Genomic DNA, 17,213 nt, shown 5'->3' on the forward strand with positions numbered 1-17,213 from the left:
GAGGACTGTGCCATGACGGCGGCGACCGCCGGTGAGCGTGCCCGGGAAGCGGTGGACGGGGGTGAGGCGCCCGTCCGGTGGGTCTGGCTCGCCGCCTGGCCCGTGACGGCGGTGTTCGTGCTGTCCAACGCGGCCACCCCGCTGTACGTGCTGTGGCAGCGCGAGATGGGGTTCGGCAGGGGCACGCTGACCGTGGTCTTCGCCTGTTACGTCGCGGGCCTGCTCGCGTCCCTGCTGATCTGCGGGGTCGTCTCCGACCGGATCGGGCGCAAGCCGGTCCTGCTGCCCGCGCTGGGCCTCGCCCTCGTCGCCTGCCTGGGCTTCGCGACCGCGGGCGGCGTGGGGGCGCTGATCGCGGCCCGGCTGTGCACCGGCATCGCGGTCGGCGCCGTGGTCTCGGCCGGTATGGCCGCGGTGACGGACGTGGCGGGGCCCGCCCGGCGGCGGCTCGCCGCGCTGCTCGCCTCCTGCGCGATGGTGTTCGGGGCGGGGCTGGGGCCGCTGCTGGCCGGGGTGCTGTCCGAGACGCTGCCCGGACCCACGGTCACCGTGTTCGCGGTGGAGGCGTTGCTGCTGGCGTCGGCCGCGGTGGTCGTGGTCCGGATGCCGGCGCGCGGTGCTCATGGGGGTCACGGCGGGGGCGGTCGCGATGCCGGGCGGTGGGTGCGGGTGCCCGGGGTGCCGCGCGGCGCCGGATGGCAACTCGCCCTGGGAACAGCCGTGTTCGCCCCCGGCCTCACCGCCACGTCCTTCGTCCTGTCGCTCGGGCCGTCGTTGCTGGCGGGGTTGCTCGGCACCGGGAGCCGGATCGTCTCCGGGGCGCTGGCGTTCGCGATGTTCCTGTCCGCCACGGGGGTGCAGTTCGCGGTACGAAGGCTCGGGCGGCGCACGGTGCTGGCCTGCGGCGCCGGCGCCACCGCCCTCGGCATGGCCGCGCTCCTCACGGCCGTGCACACCGGGTCGGTCGCGGCGCTGGCCGGGGCGGCGCTGCTGGCGGGGGCCGGGCAGGGGATGGGGCAGCTCGGGGGGCTGTCGCTGCTGAACTCGGCCGTGCCGGGGGCGCGGCTCGCCGAGGCCAACGCGGCGCTGAACGTCGGGGGTTACCTGCCCGCCGGGCTCCTCCCGGTGAGCGCGGGCTACCTGAGCGACGCGGTGGGCCTCACGACGGGTGCGACGGTCTTCGGCACGGCGCTGGCGGGGCTGGCCGTGGCGGGGGGCGGGGTGGTGCTGCTCGGACGGCGGCGGGTGTCCTCCCGGACAGCCGCCTGACGACCGGCGCGGGCGGGGGGCGCGAGGGGTGCGGTACGACCGTTGCGCCGCCGCCGCGGCACTCCCCCGCACGGATCACGCCGTCCGTTTCCGGGACGCCGTCTTCTTCGTCGCCGCCTTCTTCCCGGCCGTGCTCTTCGCCGTCGCCGTCTTCTTCGCCGCCCCCTCCCCCGCCTTGGACGTCGACTTGCGGGCGGGGGCGGCCTTCTTCGCGGCCGGGGTCTTCTTCGTCGTCGACGTGGACTTCTTGGCGCCCGTCTCCTTCGGTGCCGGCGTGCCCCGGCGCAGTTGTCTGACCTCCGCGTCCTCCTCCGCGCCCCGGGACTCGCGGGCCGCCCGGACGCTGTTCTCCAGGGCGGCCATCAGGTCGAGCACCTTGCCGCCGGCGGCGGGGGCCGGGGACTCGGGCGGGGCCTCGCCGGAGGCCTTCGCGGCGATGACCTCCTCCAGCGCCTCCCGGTACTCGTCGTGCAGGTCCTCCAGGTCGACCTCGCCGAGGGTGTCCATCAGGGCGTCCGCGAGGTCCAGCTCCTTGTCGCGGATGGTGACGTGCTCGTCCGGCGCGACGCCCTCCGGGGCCCGGACCTCGTCCGGCCACAGCAGCCCGTGCATGGCGATGGCGTCGCCGACCACCCGCAGCATGCCGAGCCGCTCCCGCCCGCGCAGCGCGTACTTGGCGATGGCGACCTTGTTGCTGCGCTTGAGGGCCTCGCGCAGCAGCGTGTACGGCTTGGCGGCCTGGGCCCCGCCGGCCGCGAGGTAGTACGCCGCGCCCATCTGGAGCGGGTCGATCCGGTCGTCCGGCACGAAGGCCACGATCTCGATGGTGCGGGCGGTGGGGATGGGCAGGTGGGAGAGGTCCTCGTCGCTGATCGGGATCATCGTGCCGTCGGCGTCCTCGTACGCCTTGCCGATCTCGGCCTGGCTGACCTCGCGGTCCTCCAGTTCGCACACCTTGCGGTAGCGGATGCGGCCGTTGTCCTCGGTGTGGATCTGGCGGAAGGAGATCGCGTGGCTCTCCGTGGCGTTCACCAGCTTGATCGGGATGCTGACCAGGCCGAAGGAGATCGCGCCGTTCCATATCGATCGCACGTGCCGCACCCTTCCATTGCCGTTTTCTCCGGTTTGTCTGGGATTGTCATCCTATGACGCCTATCACAGAGGTGGAGGGGCGCCGGGTCGCGCTCAGCAACCTGGAGAAGGTGCTCTATCCGGAGACCGGCTTCACCAAAGCGGAGCTGCTGCACTACTACGCGACCACCGCCACCGCCCTGCTGCCCCACCTGCGCGACCGGGCGGTGTCCTTCCTGCGCTACCCGGACGGCCCCGGGGGCCAGCGGTTCTTCACCAAGAACGTGCCGCCGGGTACGCCCGAGTGGGTCACCACCGCCGAGGTCCCCCGCTCCTCCCCGGACAGCCCGGCCCGGATGGTGGTCGTCCAGGACCTGCCGAGCCTGGTCTGGGCGGCCAACCTGGTCGCCGAGTTCCACACCCACCAGTGGCTGGTGCAGCGCCCCGAGGAGGCGGACCGGCTGGTCTTCGACCTCGACCCGGGGCCGCCCGCGCACGTCGTGCACTGCTGCGAGGTCGCCCTGTGGCTGCGTGAGCGGCTCGCGGCGGACGGGATCGAGGCGTACCCGAAGACCGCCGGGTCGAAGGGGCTGCACCTGCTGGCGGCGGTGCGCGGCAGTTCGTCCGAGCGGACCTCCGAGTACGCGAAGGCGCTGGCGGTGGAGGCCGAGCGGGCGCTGCCCCGGCTGGTGGTGCACCGGATGACGAAGAGCCTCAGGCCGGGGAAGGTGTTCGTCGACTGGAGCCAGAACGCGGCCCGCAAGACCACGGCCACCCCCTACACCGTGCGCGCCCGCCCGGCCCCGCTGGTGTCCGCGCCGGTGACCTGGCAGGAGGTCGCCGACTGCCGCAACCCCGCGCAGCTGGAGTTCCGGGCCGACGACATCGCCCCGCGCCTGGCGGACCACGGCGACCTGATGGCGCCCCTGCTGGACCCGGAATCGGCCGCTCCCCTGCCGTGAGCCGCGCCTGACCCGGAGCCGGCCGCCGCACTGCCGTACCCCCTACGGGCTCCAGGGCCGACCACTCCCCTGCCGTGGCGCACCCACCCCGGGCGATCGGGGTTCAGACCCTCAGCCAGACGTTCCGGTCCCGTGCCATCCCGTGCAGTGCCTCCACGTCGGCCGGCTTGAGCACCCCGCCCAGCCGGGCCAGGTCCGCCGGCTCCGGGTCGCACAGGATGCGCACCCCGCGGGGCTCGGCCGTCACGGTCACCTCGGCCGGGCCCACCAGGGCCAGCACCGGGCGGACCTCGGCGGTCAGCGCGTAGGAGGCGCGGTCGGCGGCGGAGCGCAGCGGGCGCAGCAGCGGCCCGGCCTCACGGCGGCCCAGGGCGACCATCGGATCCGCGATGCGGACCCGGGCCCGGCGGGCGTACAGGGCGTGGACGGCGAACAGCCCGCCGGGGCCGATCACCAGGTGGTGGATGCGGTCGCCGCCGGGGAGCGGGACGGAGTGCAGGGTGTGCCAGCCGGCGCCCTCCAGCCCGTCCAGCGCCCGCCCCACGGCCTGCTCGGCGGTCAGGGCGCGCCGCCGCGGGTCGGGGCGCAGCCGGTGCGCGGGGCCGGGGTCGCGGTCCAAGGCGACGAGCAGGGCCTCGCCGGGGCGATTGGGGGCCAGGTCGTCGTCCGGGTGCAGGGTCAGCCGGGCGAGTTCGGCGGGGGTCGGGACCGGGGGCGGTCCCACGGTGACCGGGCCGGTCAGGAAGGGGTGCAGCGCCTGGAGCACGGCGTCCCGCTCGTCCTCGGCGAGCAGATCGACCCGGCCCGCCTCACGGTCGTACCAGGCCACGCCGGCTCCGTCCGCGCGGCAGACGTACAGCCGCTCACGACCGTGCCGGAAGGCCGGCACCACGCGCAGTCCGCTCATGCCATCACCCCTCGACCATGGGAACAGGCGGGGTGCTCCCGGGGCAAGACCGGTTACCGTGGTGGGCGGCCCTGTGCGGGGAGTTGGGGAGGCATCGTTGCGGACCCGCGGAAAGCAGCCCGACGTACCGGCTCCGAGGAGCCCGTGGAACGAGATCGTGCCCGGCCTGTGGATGGGCGGCCACGAGTTCCGGGACCGGTCCGGGCGACTGGAGCTCGCCGTCGTACGAGACGAGTTCGACGTGGTGCAGTCGCTGCTGCGGCTGCCCGGCCACGGGCCCGGTCCGGGCGTGGAGCACCACGTGTGGCCGATACCGGACGGGCCGCTGGACGGCACCCAGCTGGCCGGGGTGATCCGGCTGGCCCGTGCGGCGAACGACGCTCTGGACGCCGGGCGCCGGGTGCTCGTGCGCTGCTTCCACGGGTACAACCGCTCGGGGCTGATCGTCGCGCACGCCCTGGTCCAGCGGGGCGACACCGCCGACCAGGCGATCCAGCTGATCCGGGCCCGGCGGTCGGCGTGGGCGCTGCACAACGACCTGTTCGTGGAGTACCTGCGGACGGGTCTGGCGACCGTTCGGCTGCTGGAGGAGCTGGCCGAGTAGTCCGCCGCGCCCGCACACGGGCCGCAGGGCCCACCGCTCCCTCACCCACAGCGTACGAAGCAGTACAAAGCAGACTTCGGTCAGAATGTAGGGATGCCGGCCCGTCGACCCGCCCGTACCGCCCTCGCCCTGGCCGCCGTCGCCCTGCTGTCGGCGACGGCGACGGCCTGCGGGGACACCGGCGGCCTGCGCGGCGCCGGGCCGACCACGACCGCCGTCAGCCCCACCCGGCTGTGGCCCGACCTCCAGCCCGCGTCCAGCCCGGCCTACCCGTACGCCGTGGCGACCCGGGAGACCGTCAAGGGCGTGACGGTCCCCGGCGGCGACGTCCGCAAGGTCGATCCGGTGGACGTCGTGGCGGCGGAGCTGACGGCGCACCCCGACGACTACGGCCCCAAGGGGACGTACCACGCGACCGTGGACCGGATGAGGCAGTGCCGGCCGGGCGGCGAGCGGGACCGCTGCCCGCTGCTCAAGCCGTACCACCGGGACCTGACCGGGGACGGCCGGGCGGACCTGACGCTGGGCTTCCGGCTGTACCCGACCAACCAGACGGCGGTGCGGGTCTACACCGCCGAGGGGCGGCGGCTGGTGCGGGTGCTGGCCGACAACGACGCGCTGCTCGGGGTGGAGCTGGCCGGGCGGGCGCTGATCGAACGCTCCCCGGCCGACACCTCCGGCTACGAGTACCGCACCACCTGGGTGTGGGACCCGGACCAGCGCGCGATGGTGTTCTCCCGCGACGAGTACCTGCACGTCGGCGACGGCCCGCACGCCCGGCGCACGCCGTCCCCCTCGGCCTCCCCGGGCGCGCGATGAGGCTGACGCTGCCGCACTGGTCCGGCGCGCTCGCGGTCAGGGCCGCCGCGTTCATCACGGTGATGTGCTGCGCGCTGGCCGCGCTGCTCGGCGTGCTGGTGCACGTGTCGGTGACCGACCAGACCGTGGGCCAGGCCCGTGACCTGGCGCTGTCCCGGCTCGCCGACGCCACCGAGGCGTACGAGGCCGGGGACCGGCTGCTGCCGGGCGCCCGGGTGGACCCCGCGGAGCTGCCCCCGGCGCTGCGCAGGCTCGCGGTGTCCGGGCAGCGCGGCACGATGGTCGCGCCCTACCGGGGGCGGCCCGCCATGTGGGCGGCCGGGCCGGTGGCCGGGCACCGGGCGCTGGGCGTGGCGGTCGACTACTCGCAGCAGTCCCGCACCATCGCCGGCCTGGACGAGTCGATCGTGTGGTCGTCGGCCCTGGCGATCGGGGCGACGGTGCTGGTCGGGGTGTTCGCGGTGACCCGGGTGACCCGGCGGCTGCACGGCACGGCGCGGGTGGCCCGCCGGATCAGCGCCGGCGACCTGGACGCCCGGGTGAACGATCCCCGTACGAAGGACCCGGCCCGGCCGCAGGACGAGGTGGCCGCGGTGGCCGCCGCGCTGGACTCGATGGCGGCCTCGTTGCAGGGCAAGCTGCTGAGCGAGCAGCGGTTCACCGCGGATGTGGCGCACGAGCTGCGCACCCCGCTGACCGGGCTGCACGCGGCGGCCGAGCTGCTGCCGCCGGGCCGGCCGACGGAGCTGGTGCGGGACCGGGTGGCGGCGCTGCGCACGCTGACGGAGGACCTGCTGGAGATCTCCCGGCTGGACACCGGACGGGAGCGGCTGGAGCTGGGCACGGAGGCGCTGGGCGCGCTGGCCGAACGGGTCGTGCGGGCCTCGGGCACCGACACCGAGGTGCGCGTCCTGCGGGACGTGCGGGTGGAGACCGACCGGCGGCGGCTGGAGCGGGTGCTGGGGAACCTGGTGGCCAACGCGCACCGGCACGGGGCGCCTCCGGTGGTGCTGACCGTGGACGGGCCGGTGGTGACCGTACGGGATCACGGGCCCGGGTATCCGGAGTACCTCGTGGCGCACGGGCCGCAGCGGTTCCGCACGGAGGGCGGGGCGACCGGGCACGGGCTGGGGCTGACCATCGCGGTGGGGCAGGCGGAGGTGCTGGGCGCTGCGCTGGGCTTCGGCAATGCGGTCGATGGGGGCGCGGTGGCTACGTTGCGGTTGCCCGGGGGCGAGTAGGGCTCGGGACCGCGGGTGGTTCTCCGGCTTCCCGTCGAGTGTGGCTGAGCGCGCCGTTCCCCGCGCCCCTTCAGGCGCTTCGCGCCTCAAGGGCGCGCCCGGCACCCAACAACGCACACAAGGCGCCCCATTTCGGTAAGTTCCGGGCATGACGAAGGCCGGAAGCACTCTGGCGGCGGTCGGCGCTCCCGTGCGCGCCGTGCGCCTTCCCCGGCGCCGGGGCGTCGAGCTGTCCCTGCTCGTGCTGGCCGTCCTGCTGTCCGTGTACGGCTACTGCGCGGTGGGGCTGGCCCGGTCCGGGACCGTGCCGCCGGGTGCCGTCGGGTACGGCGCCGGGCTCGGGGTGCTCGCCCTGTTCGCGCACATCGCGGTGCGGATCCGGGCGCCGTACGCCGATCCGCTGCCGCTGCCCATCGGCGTGCTGCTCAACGGGCTGGGCCTGGTCCTGATCTACCGGCTGGACCTGGAGACACCGGGCGACCGGGCGGCCCCGACCCAGCTGGTGTGGTCCACGCTGGGCGTGGGGCTGTTCATCGGGGTCGTGCTGGTGCTGCGCGACCACCGGGTGCTCCAGCGGTACGCGTACGTGTGCGTGGTGGCCGCCCTCGTCCTGCTGGCGCTGCCGATCCTGTTCCCGGCGGTCAACGGGGCCCGGATCTGGATCCGGGTCGCCGGGTTCTCCATCCAGCCCGGCGAGTTCGCGAAGGTGCTGCTCGCGGTGTTCTTCGCCGCCTACCTGGCCGCCAACCGCAGCGCGCTGGCGTACGCCGGGCGGCGGCTGTGGCGGCTGCAGTTCCCGACCGGCCGGGTGCTCGGGCCGGTCCTGACGATCTGGCTGGTGAGCGTCGGCGTCCTGGTGCTGGAGCGGGACCTCGGGACCTCGCTGCTGTTCTTCGGGCTGTTCGTGGTGCTGCTGTACGTGGCCACCGGGCGCACCGGCTGGATCGCGGTCGGGCTGCTGCTCGCCGTGCTCGGCGCCGTCGCCGTGGGACGGCTGGAGCCGCATGTGGGCGGGCGGATCGAGGACTGGCTGCACCCGTTCGCCACCATCGAGGCCGGGCGGGGCCCCAACCAGCTCGCCCAGTCCCTGTTCGCCTTCGCGGCGGGCGGGGTCCTGGGCACCGGGCTGGGGCTCGGGCACTCCATCCTGATCGGCTTCGCCACCAAGTCGGACTTCATCCTGGCGACGGCCGGGGAGGAACTGGGCCTCGCCGGGCTCGCGGCGATCGTGCTGCTGTACGCGCTGCTGGTGGAGCGCGGCTACCGGGCGGGGCTGGCGCTGCGCGAGCCGTTCGGCCGGCTCCTCGCGGTCGGGCTGGCCTCGCTCATCGCGCTCCAGGTGTTCGTGATCGCGGGCGGGGTGACCGGGCTGATCCCGCTGACCGGCATGGCGATGCCGTTCCTCGCCCAGGGCGGCTCCTCGGTGGTCACCAACTGGGCGATCGTGGCGCTGCTGGTCCGGGTGAGCGACTCGGCGCGCAGCCAGTACGACGGCCGGGAGGCGCCGTGACCGAGTACGGCCCGCTGCCCGACGGCGGGCGGCCGACGGCCCGGTACATCCGGCACGCCCGCGCGTTCTGCGCCCTGCTGCTGGCGGCGCTGCTGGCGAACGCGGCCCGGGTGCAGGTGGTGCAGTCCCGGGAGTACGACGGCAACCCGGCCAACCGGCGGGCCACGATCGCCCGTTACCAGCAGCCGCGCGGCAACATCCTGGTGGACGGGCGTCCGGTCACCGGCTCGGTGGACACCGGCGAGCAGCTGCGCTACGAACGCTCCTACCCGGACGGCCCGTTGTACGCCCCGGTCACCGGCTTCGCCTCGCAGCGGTACGGCACCACGTTCCTGGAGCACGCCGAGGACGGGGTGCTGTCCGGCACCGATCCGCTGCTGAGGCCGCTGCCGCTGTGGAGCGACGTGAGCCGGGCGCGCGGTCGCGGCGGTGACGTGGTGACGACCCTGGACCGGCGGGCGCAGGAGGCCGCGTACCGGGGTCTCGCCGGGCGCAAGGGCGCGGTGGCCGCGGTGGAACCGGCCACGGGCCGGATTCTGGCGCTGGTGACCAGCCCGTCGTACGACCCGGCGGAGCTGTCGGGCAACAGCGAGGCGGTGGTGTCCGCGTGGGCCCGGCTCAACCACGATCCGGAGAAGCCGATGCTCAACCGGGCGGTGCGGCAGACGTATCCGCCGGGGTCGACGTTCAAGGTGGTCACCGCGGCGGCGGCGCTGGACGCGGGCGTGGTCACGGACCTGGACGAGCGGACCGACTCCCCGGACCCCTACCGGCTGCCCGGCACCACCACCCGGCTGACCAACGAGGGCGAGGGCTGCGCGGACGCCTCGGTGCGGGACGCCTTCGAGTGGTCGTGCAACACGGTGTTCGCCAAGCTGGGCGTGGACGTGGGGGCGCGGGACATGGTGGCCACGGCGCAGGCGTTCGGGTTCAACGACACCGAGGTACGCATCCCCTTCTCCGTGGCCCCCAGCACCTTCGACACCCGCGTGGACCGGGCGCAGCTGGCGCTGTCGTCGATCGGGCAGTACAACACGCGGGCCACGCCCCTGCAGATGGCGATGGTCGCGGCGGCGGTCGCGGACGGCGGGGTGCTGCGTCCGCCGTACCTGGTGGAGCGGACCACCCGGCACGGCGGCGCACCCCTGTCCGGGAGCGGGGCCCGGCCCGGCCGGCAGGTGATGCGGCCGGCCACCGCGGCGCGGCTGGCGGAGCTGATGGCCGGGGTGGTCCGGGAGGGCACCGGCACCAACGCGGCCATCCCGGGCGTGCTGGTCGGCGGCAAGACCGGCACGGCCCAGCACGGGGTCGGCAACACGGGGGTGCCGTACGCCTGGTTCGTCTCCTGGGCGCAGTCCGAGGACGCGCCCGAGCCCGAGGTGGCGGTCGCGGTGGTGGTGGAGGACGCGGCGGCGGACCGGGGCGAGATCAGCGGCGGCGGCACCGCGGCCCCGATCGCGCGCGAGGTGATGCGGGCGGTGCTCGCCGGCTGAGGGCCGGCTCAGCCGACGGGCCGGAGCATCTCCGCGCGGATCCGCAGGGTGGTGCGCGCGGCCTGTTCCAGGTCCACGTCGGCGGGGTCGCGCACGGAGCGGTCGACCTCCCCGACGACGGCCGCCGTGTTGCCGTCCGCCCAGGCGCAGACGCCGTAGGTCAGGGTCACCGCGGCGCTCTTCTGGGTGAGCACCTGACAGCTGACGGTGGTGGAGGCGCCGACCGGGACGATGTCCCGCGCGGGCCGCTCCACCGTCACGCCGTCGGCCTCGGCGGCGCCCTTGAGCAGGCCGCGGCGGATCGCGGGGGTGTTCTTGAACCGGCCGTACATGCCGGAGACGAGCAGCATGGCCCGGGAGTCGTCGCCGGGCGGGCCGTAACGGCCGACGGTGGCGTGCACGTCCCGCGCGTCCCAGGCGCCGTCGGCCTCGTCCTCGACCTTCTTGCCCTCGGTGCCGGAGAGGTCCTCGGCGAGGGTGTACTCGCCGTCGAGCAGGCTGTGCGGCAGCACCAGCTTGTTCCGAGCCGCCGGGAAGCCGCTGTCGGCCACCATGCCGAGCACCACGAGACCGGCGACGACGACCGTGACGACTCCGCCCACGATGCCGAGCACCAGCCCGACCCGGCGCTTCCTGGGCGGCGGCGCCATGGGCGGCACCCCCCAGCCGGGGTAGGGCTGCTGCGGCGGGTAGGGCTGCCCTGCGGGGTACGGCTGCGGCGGGTACGGCTGCTGCTGCGGGTAGGGCGCCGGCTGGGGGTACGGCGAGCCGTACGGGCCGGGGGCGGCCTGCGGGGGCTGCTGCCCGTAGGGACCCGGGTACGACGGCTGCGGCGGGGGAGGCATGGACACGCCAGCACGCTACTGCACCGCGCCGGCACCCCCATCACCGCGCCCCGCGCACCCCCACGGCGTACGCGCGGTCCGCCGGCCTCCCGCGTCCGCCCGGCCGCGCGGTCCGTCAGTCCTCCGTCGCGCCCGACTCGATCGTCGCCTCCACCTCCGCCACCCGCTCCCGCTCCTCCGCGGCGAAGCGTTCGGCGTCCAACCGGTCGGCCAGTTCCTCGTCCTGGGCCATGAGCTGGTCCAGGTCGGAGTCGCCCAGTTCGAAGACGCCCATGTCGGCGTAGGCCCGCTGGAGGCGCTCGCCCCACAGGCCGATGTCCTTGACGCACGGGACGATGCGGCTGAACAGCAGCTTGCGGAACAGCCGGAGGAACTCGGACTGTTCGCTGATCTCCTCCGCCTCGGCCTTCGGGATGCCGAAGTTCTCCAGCACCTCCACCCCGCGCAGCCGGTCGCGCATCAGATGGCAGCCCTCGATGACGAACTCCTCGCGCTCGCGCAGTTCGGCGTCGGTGAGTTGCCGGTAGTAGTCGCGCAGCGCCATCCGGCCGAAGGCCACGTGCCGGGCCTCGTCCTGCATGACGTAGGTCAGGATCTGTTTGGGCAGCGGCTTGGTCGTGGTGTCCCGGATCATGCCGAACGCGGCCAGCGCCAGGCCCTCGATCAGCACCTGCATGCCGAGGTAGGGCATGTCCCAGCGGCTGTCGCGCAGGGTGTCGCCGAGCAGCGACTGGAGGTCGTCGTTGACCGGGTAGAGCAGGCCCATCTTCTCGTGCAGGAACCGGCCGTAGATCTCGGCGTGCCGGGCCTCGTCCATGGTCTGGGTCGCGGAGTAGAACTTGGCGTCCAGGTCGGGCGCCGACTCCACGATCCGCGCCGCGCAGATCATCGCGCCCTGCTCGCCGTGCAGGAACTGGCTGAACTGCCAGGAGGCGTAGTGCCGGCGCAGTTCGCCCTTGTCCCGGTCGGAGAGCTTGTCCCAGTGGCGGGTGCCGTACAGGGACATGGCCTCCTCGGGCGTGCCGAGGGCGTCGTACGGATCCACCTCCAGGCCCCAGTCGATGCGGGTCCGCCCGTCCCACTGCTTGTCCTTGCCCTTCTGGTACAGGGCGAGCAGACGGTCGCGGCCGTCGTCGTACTCCCAGGTGAACCGGGCAGCGCCGGTGGCGGGCACCCGCCAGAGGGGGTCCGCCGGCTCGTTGGCGTACAGGTCGTGAGTCCCCATACGAACCAGGCTCACGGGTACTCGCCGGGTCAACAAGTCCTGCGCAAGGGATTGACGGCCTTACTGACAAGGAGTCTTATAAGAGCAGAAGCGACTACCCCCGGGTAACGAGGTGAGGGAGCCATGACGACCCTGACGGAAGCGGACGCGCTGGACGGCCTGCGCGACGCGCTGGGCCTGCTCAAGGACCGGGAACAAGTGGCCGAACGGCTGCTCGCCTCTTCCGCCAAACACTCCTTCGACCCGGACAAGGAGCTGGACTGGGACGCGCCCTTCGAGGAGGGCAAGTGGTTCTGGCCGCCGGAGCTGGTCTCGCTCTACGACACCCCGATGTGGCGGCGGATGAGCGAGGAACAGCGCATCCTGCTCTCCCGGCACGAGGCCGCGGCGCTGGCCTCGCTCGGCATCTGGTTCGAGCTGATCCTGATGCAGTTGCTGGTCCGGCACGTCTACGACAAGGCGGCGACGAGCGCGCACGTGCGCTACGCCCTCACCGAGATCGAGGACGAGTGCCGGCACTCGAAGATGTTCGCGCGCCTGATCTCGCGCGGTGACACGCCCTGGTACCCGGTGAGCCGGACCCACCAGAACCTCGGCCGCCTGTTCAAGACCATCTCCACCACGCCCGGTTCGTTCACCGCCACGCTGCTCGGCGAGGAGGTCCTGGACTGGATGCAGCGGCTGACCTTCCCGGACGAGCGGGTGCAGCCGCTGATCCGGGGCGTCACGCGGATCCACGTGGTGGAGGAGGCCCGGCACGTCCGGTACGCCCGTGAGGAGTTGCGGCGCCAGATGGTGACCGCCCCGAAGTGGTCCCAGGAGTTCACCCGGGTCACCTCCGGGGAGTTCGCCCGGGTCTTCTCGGTCGCCTTCGTCAACCCGGAGGTGTACACGAACGTGGGGCTGGACAAGCGGGAGGCGATGGCCCAGGTGAAGGCCAGCGGGCACCGGCGGGAAGTCATGCAGACGGGTGCGAAGCGCCTGACCGATTTCCTGGACGACATCGGTGTCCTGCGTGGCGTGGGGCGCCGGCTGTGGAGGGCGTCGGGTCTCCTCGCGTAGGCCCGCGGCCCCTCCAGGGGGCGCGGACGCGGCGCGCGTGCGCCCCGGCCACCCGCGAGCGCCGCGTGACGGCCTCACGACGGCGGTTAGGCTGACCGCCATGACCCAGTCGGCCACCCCCGCATACCGCCGCCTGAGCGTCGAGGAGCGAAAGACCCAGCTCCTCGCCGCCGCGCTCTCGCTCTTCGCGCACCACGCGCCCGAGGACGTGTCCCTCGATGACGTGGCGGAGGCGGCCGGAGTCTCGCGTCCCCTGGTGTACCGCTACTTCCCGGGCGGCAAGCAGCAGCTCTACGAGGCCGCGCTCGGGTCGGCCGCCGAGCAGCTGAACCAGTGCTTCGACGAGCCCAACGAGACGTCGCCGCTGTCCCGCCTCTCCCGCGTCCTGGACCGCTACCTGGAATTCGTCGACCAGCACGACACCGGTTTCGCCGCGCTGCTCCAGGGCGGCAGCGTGGTGGAGACCAAGCGCACCACCTCCATCGTGGACGGGGTGCGCCGGTCCGCCGCCGAGCACATCTACCAGCACATGGAGGTCAGCGAGCCCGGCGCGCCGCTGCGCATGACCGTGCGGATGTGGATCGCGGCCGTGGAGGCGGCCTCGCTGATCTGGCTGGACAACGACAAGCAGCCGCCGCCCGCGGAGCTGCGGGACTGGCTGGTGGAGCAGTTCGTGGCCGTCCTCAAGGTGACCGCGGGCCGCGACGCGCAGACGGCGGCGCTCGTCGCCGCGCTCGCCGAGACCGACCCGGTGCCGAGCGCGTGAAGAGCCAGGACACCCCCTTCGAGGGCGGCCCCATGGACGGCAGGGTGCTGCCCGTCCTGCTCGGCCCCACCGGGCACCCCCCGAAGACCTACCGCATCCCCGTCCCGGACCCGGACGGCGGCCCGCCCACGGTGCTGGTCTACCGGCGCGCACCGCGCGGGCACAGCAGACGGCTCGGGCTGGTCCAGGGCTGGAAGTACCGGTACGACCCGGACGACACCACCGGTGGACGGCTCAGGTGGCCCTGGTCCAGGCCGGCCGCCCCGGCCGCTCCCCCGCCCGATGCCCCGCGATCCGGCAAGCCGGGTGACACGAACGAGTGAAAGCGGTGCGCCGAACCGCGCAGCCTTCCCGCATATTGTGTGCCGACACGTCTGATTATCACCGTGCGACGGACGGCGGAAAGCCCGCCCTCCGCGCCCCGGAGGTGATGACGTGTCAGCAGTGCTCCGGCGTCTGGCCGGTACGGCCGCGGTCGCGGCCCAGGCCGTCCTCGCGCCCGTACCCGCCGCGGCCGTACCGGACCCACGGCCGTCCGTGTCCGCACCGGACGCACAGCCGTCCGCGGCAGCGCCGGACCAGCAGCCGTCCGTGCACCAGTTGCTGACGGACCTTCAGCGGCTGTACCGGCGGACCGAGCAGGCCACCGAGACCTACAACGCCACCACGGAGAAGCTGGAGCGGCAGCGCGCCGAGGTGGCCCGGCTGGACGGCGAACTGGCCCGCGCCCGGCTCGCCCTGCGGTCCCAGCGGCTGGACGCCGGCCGGCTGGCCCGGCAGCAGTACCAGAGCGGCGGCGGCCTCGGCCCCTACGTCCGCCTCCTGCTCGCCCCCGATCCGCAGGCCGCGCTGGACGAGGGGCACGTCATCGGCGAGCTGGCGCGCGAACGGGCCCGCGCGGTGGCCCGGCTGGCCGACGCGGAGCGCCGCCAGGACGCCCTGGCCCGCGCGGCCCGCAAGGCCCTGGACACCCAGCTCGGCCTGGCCGCCCGGCAGAAGCGGCAGCGCGACGACGTCCGGACGGAACTGGCCGGCGTGGAGCGCATGCTGGCCGGCCTCACCCCGGACCAGCTCGCGGCCGTGGCCCGGCTGGAGGAGCAGGGGGTCGCGCAGGCCCAGCGCGAACTCACCACCGCGGGCGCCCTGCCCGACGGCCGCCCGGCGACGCCGCCCGCCGCCGGCCCCGCCGCGCCGGCCGCCGCCGGCCCCGCCGCGCCGGCCGCCGACCGCGCGGTCCGCTACGCCCTGGACCAGGTCGGCAAGCCGTACGCGTGGGGCGCGGCGGGCCCGGACGCCTACGACTGCTCGGGGCTGACCTCGCGGGCCTGGGCCCAGGCGGGCGTCCCGGTCCCGCGCACCAGCCAGGAGCAGTGGGACCGGCTCGCGAAGGTGCCGCTGCGCCGGCTGCGCCCGGGGGACCTGGTGGTGTACTTCCCCGAGGCGACGCACGTGGCGATGTACGTGGGGGACGGCAAGGTCGTCCAGGCACCGCGGCCGGGCGGACGGGTCACGGTCTCACCGATCGCCGCCCACCCGATCCTGGGTGCCGTACGCCCCGCTCCCCGACGGCCCGGCCGGACCTAGCAGAACCGCCTGGCCGCCGCGTCCGCGCCGGCGTTGAACCCCCTCTCGAAGTTCTCGTCCACGCGCGCGAACCCCCGCTGCCGCTCCCTCTTGTCGCAGTTCTCCCGCACGGTCGCGAATCCCTGCCGGAAGCCCTCGCGGAACTGCTCCCTGGCGTTCTTCTGCTCCCCCTCAGCGGCCGTGCCGCACCCGACCACGGGGCCGCCGATCTGCTGGGCGCTGACGGTGCCGCTCGCGCCGGTCACCGTCAGGGAGAAGCGGCCGGTGGCGTCCGCCTTCACGCTGCCCTCGGACCCGTTGGCGGATTCCACGGCCACGGACTTGTTGGGCCTGAAGTCCCTGCCGCTGACCTGCAGGTTATTGGGGTTGTCGGTGCTTGTGACGCTACAGCTGGGCGATGCCGCCGCCGCTGTCGGGGCGGAGAACGTCACCGCCCCCCACGCGAGCGACGACACGGTCAGGGGCGCCAGAACCGCGAGGCGTACACGTCGACCGTTCATGGAAACTCCTCCATGGCTCGTCCCCCCTGCACACCTGAACCAGCGTCCCCCCGCCACCATCGGGTGTCAAAAGGGGCAAAACCATCAGGCTCCGGTGAAAGATCCCAGGTAGGCGGCCGCCTTGTCCGGGTCGAAGAAGAAGTCCTCGAAGTCGGCCGGGTCGTTGAAACCATTGGCGAAACGGTCCGCCACGGGCTGGAGCGACCCGGCCGCGCCGATGAGGTTCAGCACGTGCTCCGGCGGCGGCGCCAGCATGGCGTTGGTCCACTTGGTGACGTGCTGCGCGGTGGCCCAGTAGCGGTCGAAGGTGGCCCGCATCCACTCCTCGTCGAACGGCTTGTCGCCGTGCTCCAGGATCGAGGCAAGGTACGCGGCCGCGCACTTGGACGCCGAGTTGGAGCCCTGCCCGGTGACCGGGTCGTTGGCCACGACCACGTCGGCCACGCCCAGGACCAGACCGCCCGAGGGCAGCCGGCCGACGGGGTTGCGCACGGTCGGGGCGTAGCGCCCGGCCAGCGTGCCGCCCGCGTCGGTCAGTTCGACCTCGGTGGCCCGCGCGTACTCCCAGGGCGTGAACCGCTCCATGAGTTCCAGGGTCAGGGAGAGGTGCTCCGCCGGGTCCTTGACGCCACGGAAGACATCGAGCGGGCCGCCGGGTATGCCCTCCCAGAACAGGATGTCGGCGCGGCCGGAGGTGGTCAGCGTCGGCATGACGAACAGCTCGCCGACCCCGGGGACCAGGTTGCAGCGGACCGCGTCGAACTCCGGGTGCTCCGGGCGCGGGCCGAGCCCGTGCACGTACGCCACCGCCAGCGCCCGCTGCGGCTCGGCGTACGGGGAGCGCTCGGGGTCGCGGGCGAACATCGACACCAGCTCGCCCTTGCCGGCCGCGACCAGTACGAGGTCGTAGGTGCGGGAGAAGTAGTCCAGGTCGCCGACGGCCGCGCCGTGGATGACCAGCTGGCCGCCGCGCTGCGCGAAGGTCTCCATCCAGCCGGCCATCTTCACCCGCTGGTCGACCGACTGCGCGTACCCGTCCAGTTTGCCCACCCAGTCGATGGCCCGCTGGGTGGGGCCCGGGTCGTGCGAGCCCGGCGCGGCGACCGAGACGCCGAGTCCCTCGATCTTCGGGGCCTGGGACTCCCAGAAGTTCAGCTGCAGGTCGCGCTCGTGCTGGAGTGCCGTGTGGAACATGCACTGCGTCGACATGACCCGGCCGGAGCGGATCTCGTCCGCGGTCCGGTTCGACATCAGGGTGACCTCGTAGCCGTGCGACTGCAGGCCGAGGGCGAGCTGGAGGCCGGACTGGCCGGCTCCGACGACGAGTATCTTCCGCATGCGGGTGGGGACTCCTA

At 73.9% G+C, this 17,213-nt stretch carries 17 protein-coding genes; 11 read left to right on the top strand and 6 right to left on the bottom strand.

All coding sequences use genetic code 11. The annotated features are described in order from the left end of the window. The first annotated feature begins 12 nt into the window (after positions 1-12). Positions 13-1,269 (top strand): MFS transporter, encoded by a 1,257-nt coding sequence (locus Srubr_RS25110; protein ID WP_189998823.1) that lies wholly within the window; start codon positions 13-15, stop codon positions 1,267-1,269. A 75-nt stretch (positions 1,270-1,344) separates the two neighbouring features. Here Srubr_RS25110 and ku read toward each other — a convergent pair whose 3' ends face one another. Further along, positions 1,345-2,361: a non-homologous end joining protein Ku gene (gene ku, locus Srubr_RS25115; RefSeq protein ID WP_189998824.1), complete on the bottom strand. Its 1,017-nt coding sequence runs from the start codon at positions 2,359-2,361 to the stop codon at positions 1,345-1,347. Positions 2,362-2,414: 53 nt separating this feature from the next. Between ku and ligD the strand changes: the two genes are divergently transcribed. Next, positions 2,415-3,302 carry a non-homologous end-joining DNA ligase gene (ligD, locus tag Srubr_RS25120; RefSeq protein ID WP_189998826.1) on the top strand — a complete coding sequence of 296 codons (888 nt, stop codon included), beginning with the start codon at positions 2,415-2,417 and terminating at the stop codon, positions 3,300-3,302. Positions 3,303-3,405: 103 nt separating this feature from the next. On the opposite strand, the gene Srubr_RS25125 is transcribed toward ligD, so the two are convergent. Beyond that, complete coding sequence (locus Srubr_RS25125; RefSeq protein WP_189998828.1) at positions 3,406-4,209, bottom strand: nuclease-related domain-containing protein; 804 nt, start codon at positions 4,207-4,209, stop codon at positions 3,406-3,408. Positions 4,210-4,306: 97 nt separating this feature from the next. Here Srubr_RS25125 and Srubr_RS25130 point away from each other — a divergent pair, with 97 nt between their 5' ends. The 5 genes from Srubr_RS25130 (at position 4,307) to Srubr_RS25150 (ending at position 9,876) form a co-directional block, all read left to right on the top strand. Next, entirely contained in the window at positions 4,307-4,813 is a 507-nt protein-coding gene (locus Srubr_RS25130; protein ID WP_189998830.1) for a protein-tyrosine phosphatase family protein, read from the top strand. A gap of 93 nt (positions 4,814-4,906) precedes the next feature. Then, a complete protein-coding gene (locus Srubr_RS25135) occupies positions 4,907-5,632 on the top strand; it encodes a hypothetical protein (protein ID WP_189998832.1) in 726 nt (241 codons plus the stop codon). Further along, positions 5,629-6,873, top strand: a complete 1,245-nt coding sequence (locus Srubr_RS25140) for a sensor histidine kinase (RefSeq protein WP_189998834.1) — start codon at positions 5,629-5,631, stop codon at positions 6,871-6,873. The genes Srubr_RS25135 and Srubr_RS25140 overlap by 4 nt, the downstream gene beginning before the upstream one ends. A gap of 148 nt (positions 6,874-7,021) precedes the next feature. Then, positions 7,022-8,383 (top strand): FtsW/RodA/SpoVE family cell cycle protein, encoded by a 1,362-nt coding sequence (locus tag Srubr_RS25145; RefSeq protein WP_189998836.1) that lies wholly within the window; start codon positions 7,022-7,024, stop codon positions 8,381-8,383. Further along, entirely contained in the window at positions 8,380-9,876 is a 1,497-nt protein-coding gene (locus tag Srubr_RS25150; protein ID WP_189998838.1) for a penicillin-binding transpeptidase domain-containing protein, read from the top strand. The genes Srubr_RS25145 and Srubr_RS25150 overlap by 4 nt, the downstream gene beginning before the upstream one ends. An 8-nt stretch (positions 9,877-9,884) precedes the next feature. Here the strand turns inward: Srubr_RS25150 and Srubr_RS25155 are convergent, their stop codons facing one another. Then, a complete protein-coding gene (locus tag Srubr_RS25155; protein ID WP_189998857.1) occupies positions 9,885-10,721 on the bottom strand; it encodes a hypothetical protein in 837 nt (278 codons plus the stop codon). A gap of 115 nt (positions 10,722-10,836) precedes the next feature. Continuing rightward, positions 10,837-11,946, bottom strand: a complete 1,110-nt coding sequence (locus Srubr_RS25160) for a ferritin-like domain-containing protein (RefSeq protein WP_189998840.1) — start codon at positions 11,944-11,946, stop codon at positions 10,837-10,839. A gap of 123 nt (positions 11,947-12,069) precedes the next feature. Here Srubr_RS25160 and Srubr_RS25165 point away from each other — a divergent pair, with 123 nt between their 5' ends. The 4 genes from Srubr_RS25165 to Srubr_RS25180 all read left to right on the top strand — a co-directional run bounded on the left by Srubr_RS25165 (position 12,070) and on the right by Srubr_RS25180 (position 15,358). Next, positions 12,070-13,008, top strand: coding sequence for an AurF N-oxygenase family protein (locus Srubr_RS25165; RefSeq protein ID WP_189998842.1), 939 nt, complete (start codon positions 12,070-12,072; stop codon positions 13,006-13,008). 100 nt (positions 13,009-13,108) lie between these two features. Beyond that, positions 13,109-13,774, top strand: coding sequence for a TetR/AcrR family transcriptional regulator (locus Srubr_RS25170; RefSeq protein ID WP_189998844.1), 666 nt, complete (start codon positions 13,109-13,111; stop codon positions 13,772-13,774). Next, on the top strand, positions 13,771-14,097 hold the full coding sequence (locus Srubr_RS25175) for a hypothetical protein (protein WP_189998846.1): 327 nt from the start codon (positions 13,771-13,773) through the stop codon (positions 14,095-14,097). Before Srubr_RS25170 ends, Srubr_RS25175 begins: the two co-directional genes overlap by 4 nt. A gap of 112 nt (positions 14,098-14,209) precedes the next feature. Next, the gene (locus Srubr_RS25180) at positions 14,210-15,358 is read left to right on the top strand and encodes a C40 family peptidase (RefSeq protein ID WP_203855053.1); all 1,149 of its coding nucleotides are present in this window, start codon (positions 14,210-14,212) and stop codon (positions 15,356-15,358) included. Here Srubr_RS25180 and Srubr_RS25185 read toward each other — a convergent pair. Together Srubr_RS25185 and Srubr_RS25190 are read right to left on the bottom strand one after the other, a co-directional pair. After that, entirely contained in the window at positions 15,355-15,858 is a 504-nt protein-coding gene (locus tag Srubr_RS25185; protein WP_189999774.1) for a hypothetical protein, read from the bottom strand. The genes Srubr_RS25180 and Srubr_RS25185 overlap by 4 nt on opposite strands. 84 nt (positions 15,859-15,942) lie before the next feature. Next, positions 15,943-17,196, bottom strand: coding sequence for a styrene monooxygenase/indole monooxygenase family protein (locus Srubr_RS25190; protein WP_189999775.1), 1,254 nt, complete (start codon positions 17,194-17,196; stop codon positions 15,943-15,945). Positions 17,197-17,213 lie beyond the last annotated feature (17 nt).

Source organism: Streptomyces rubradiris, assembly GCF_016860525.1.
In the GTDB taxonomy this organism is placed as follows: domain Bacteria; phylum Actinomycetota; class Actinomycetes; order Streptomycetales; family Streptomycetaceae; genus Streptomyces; species Streptomyces rubradiris.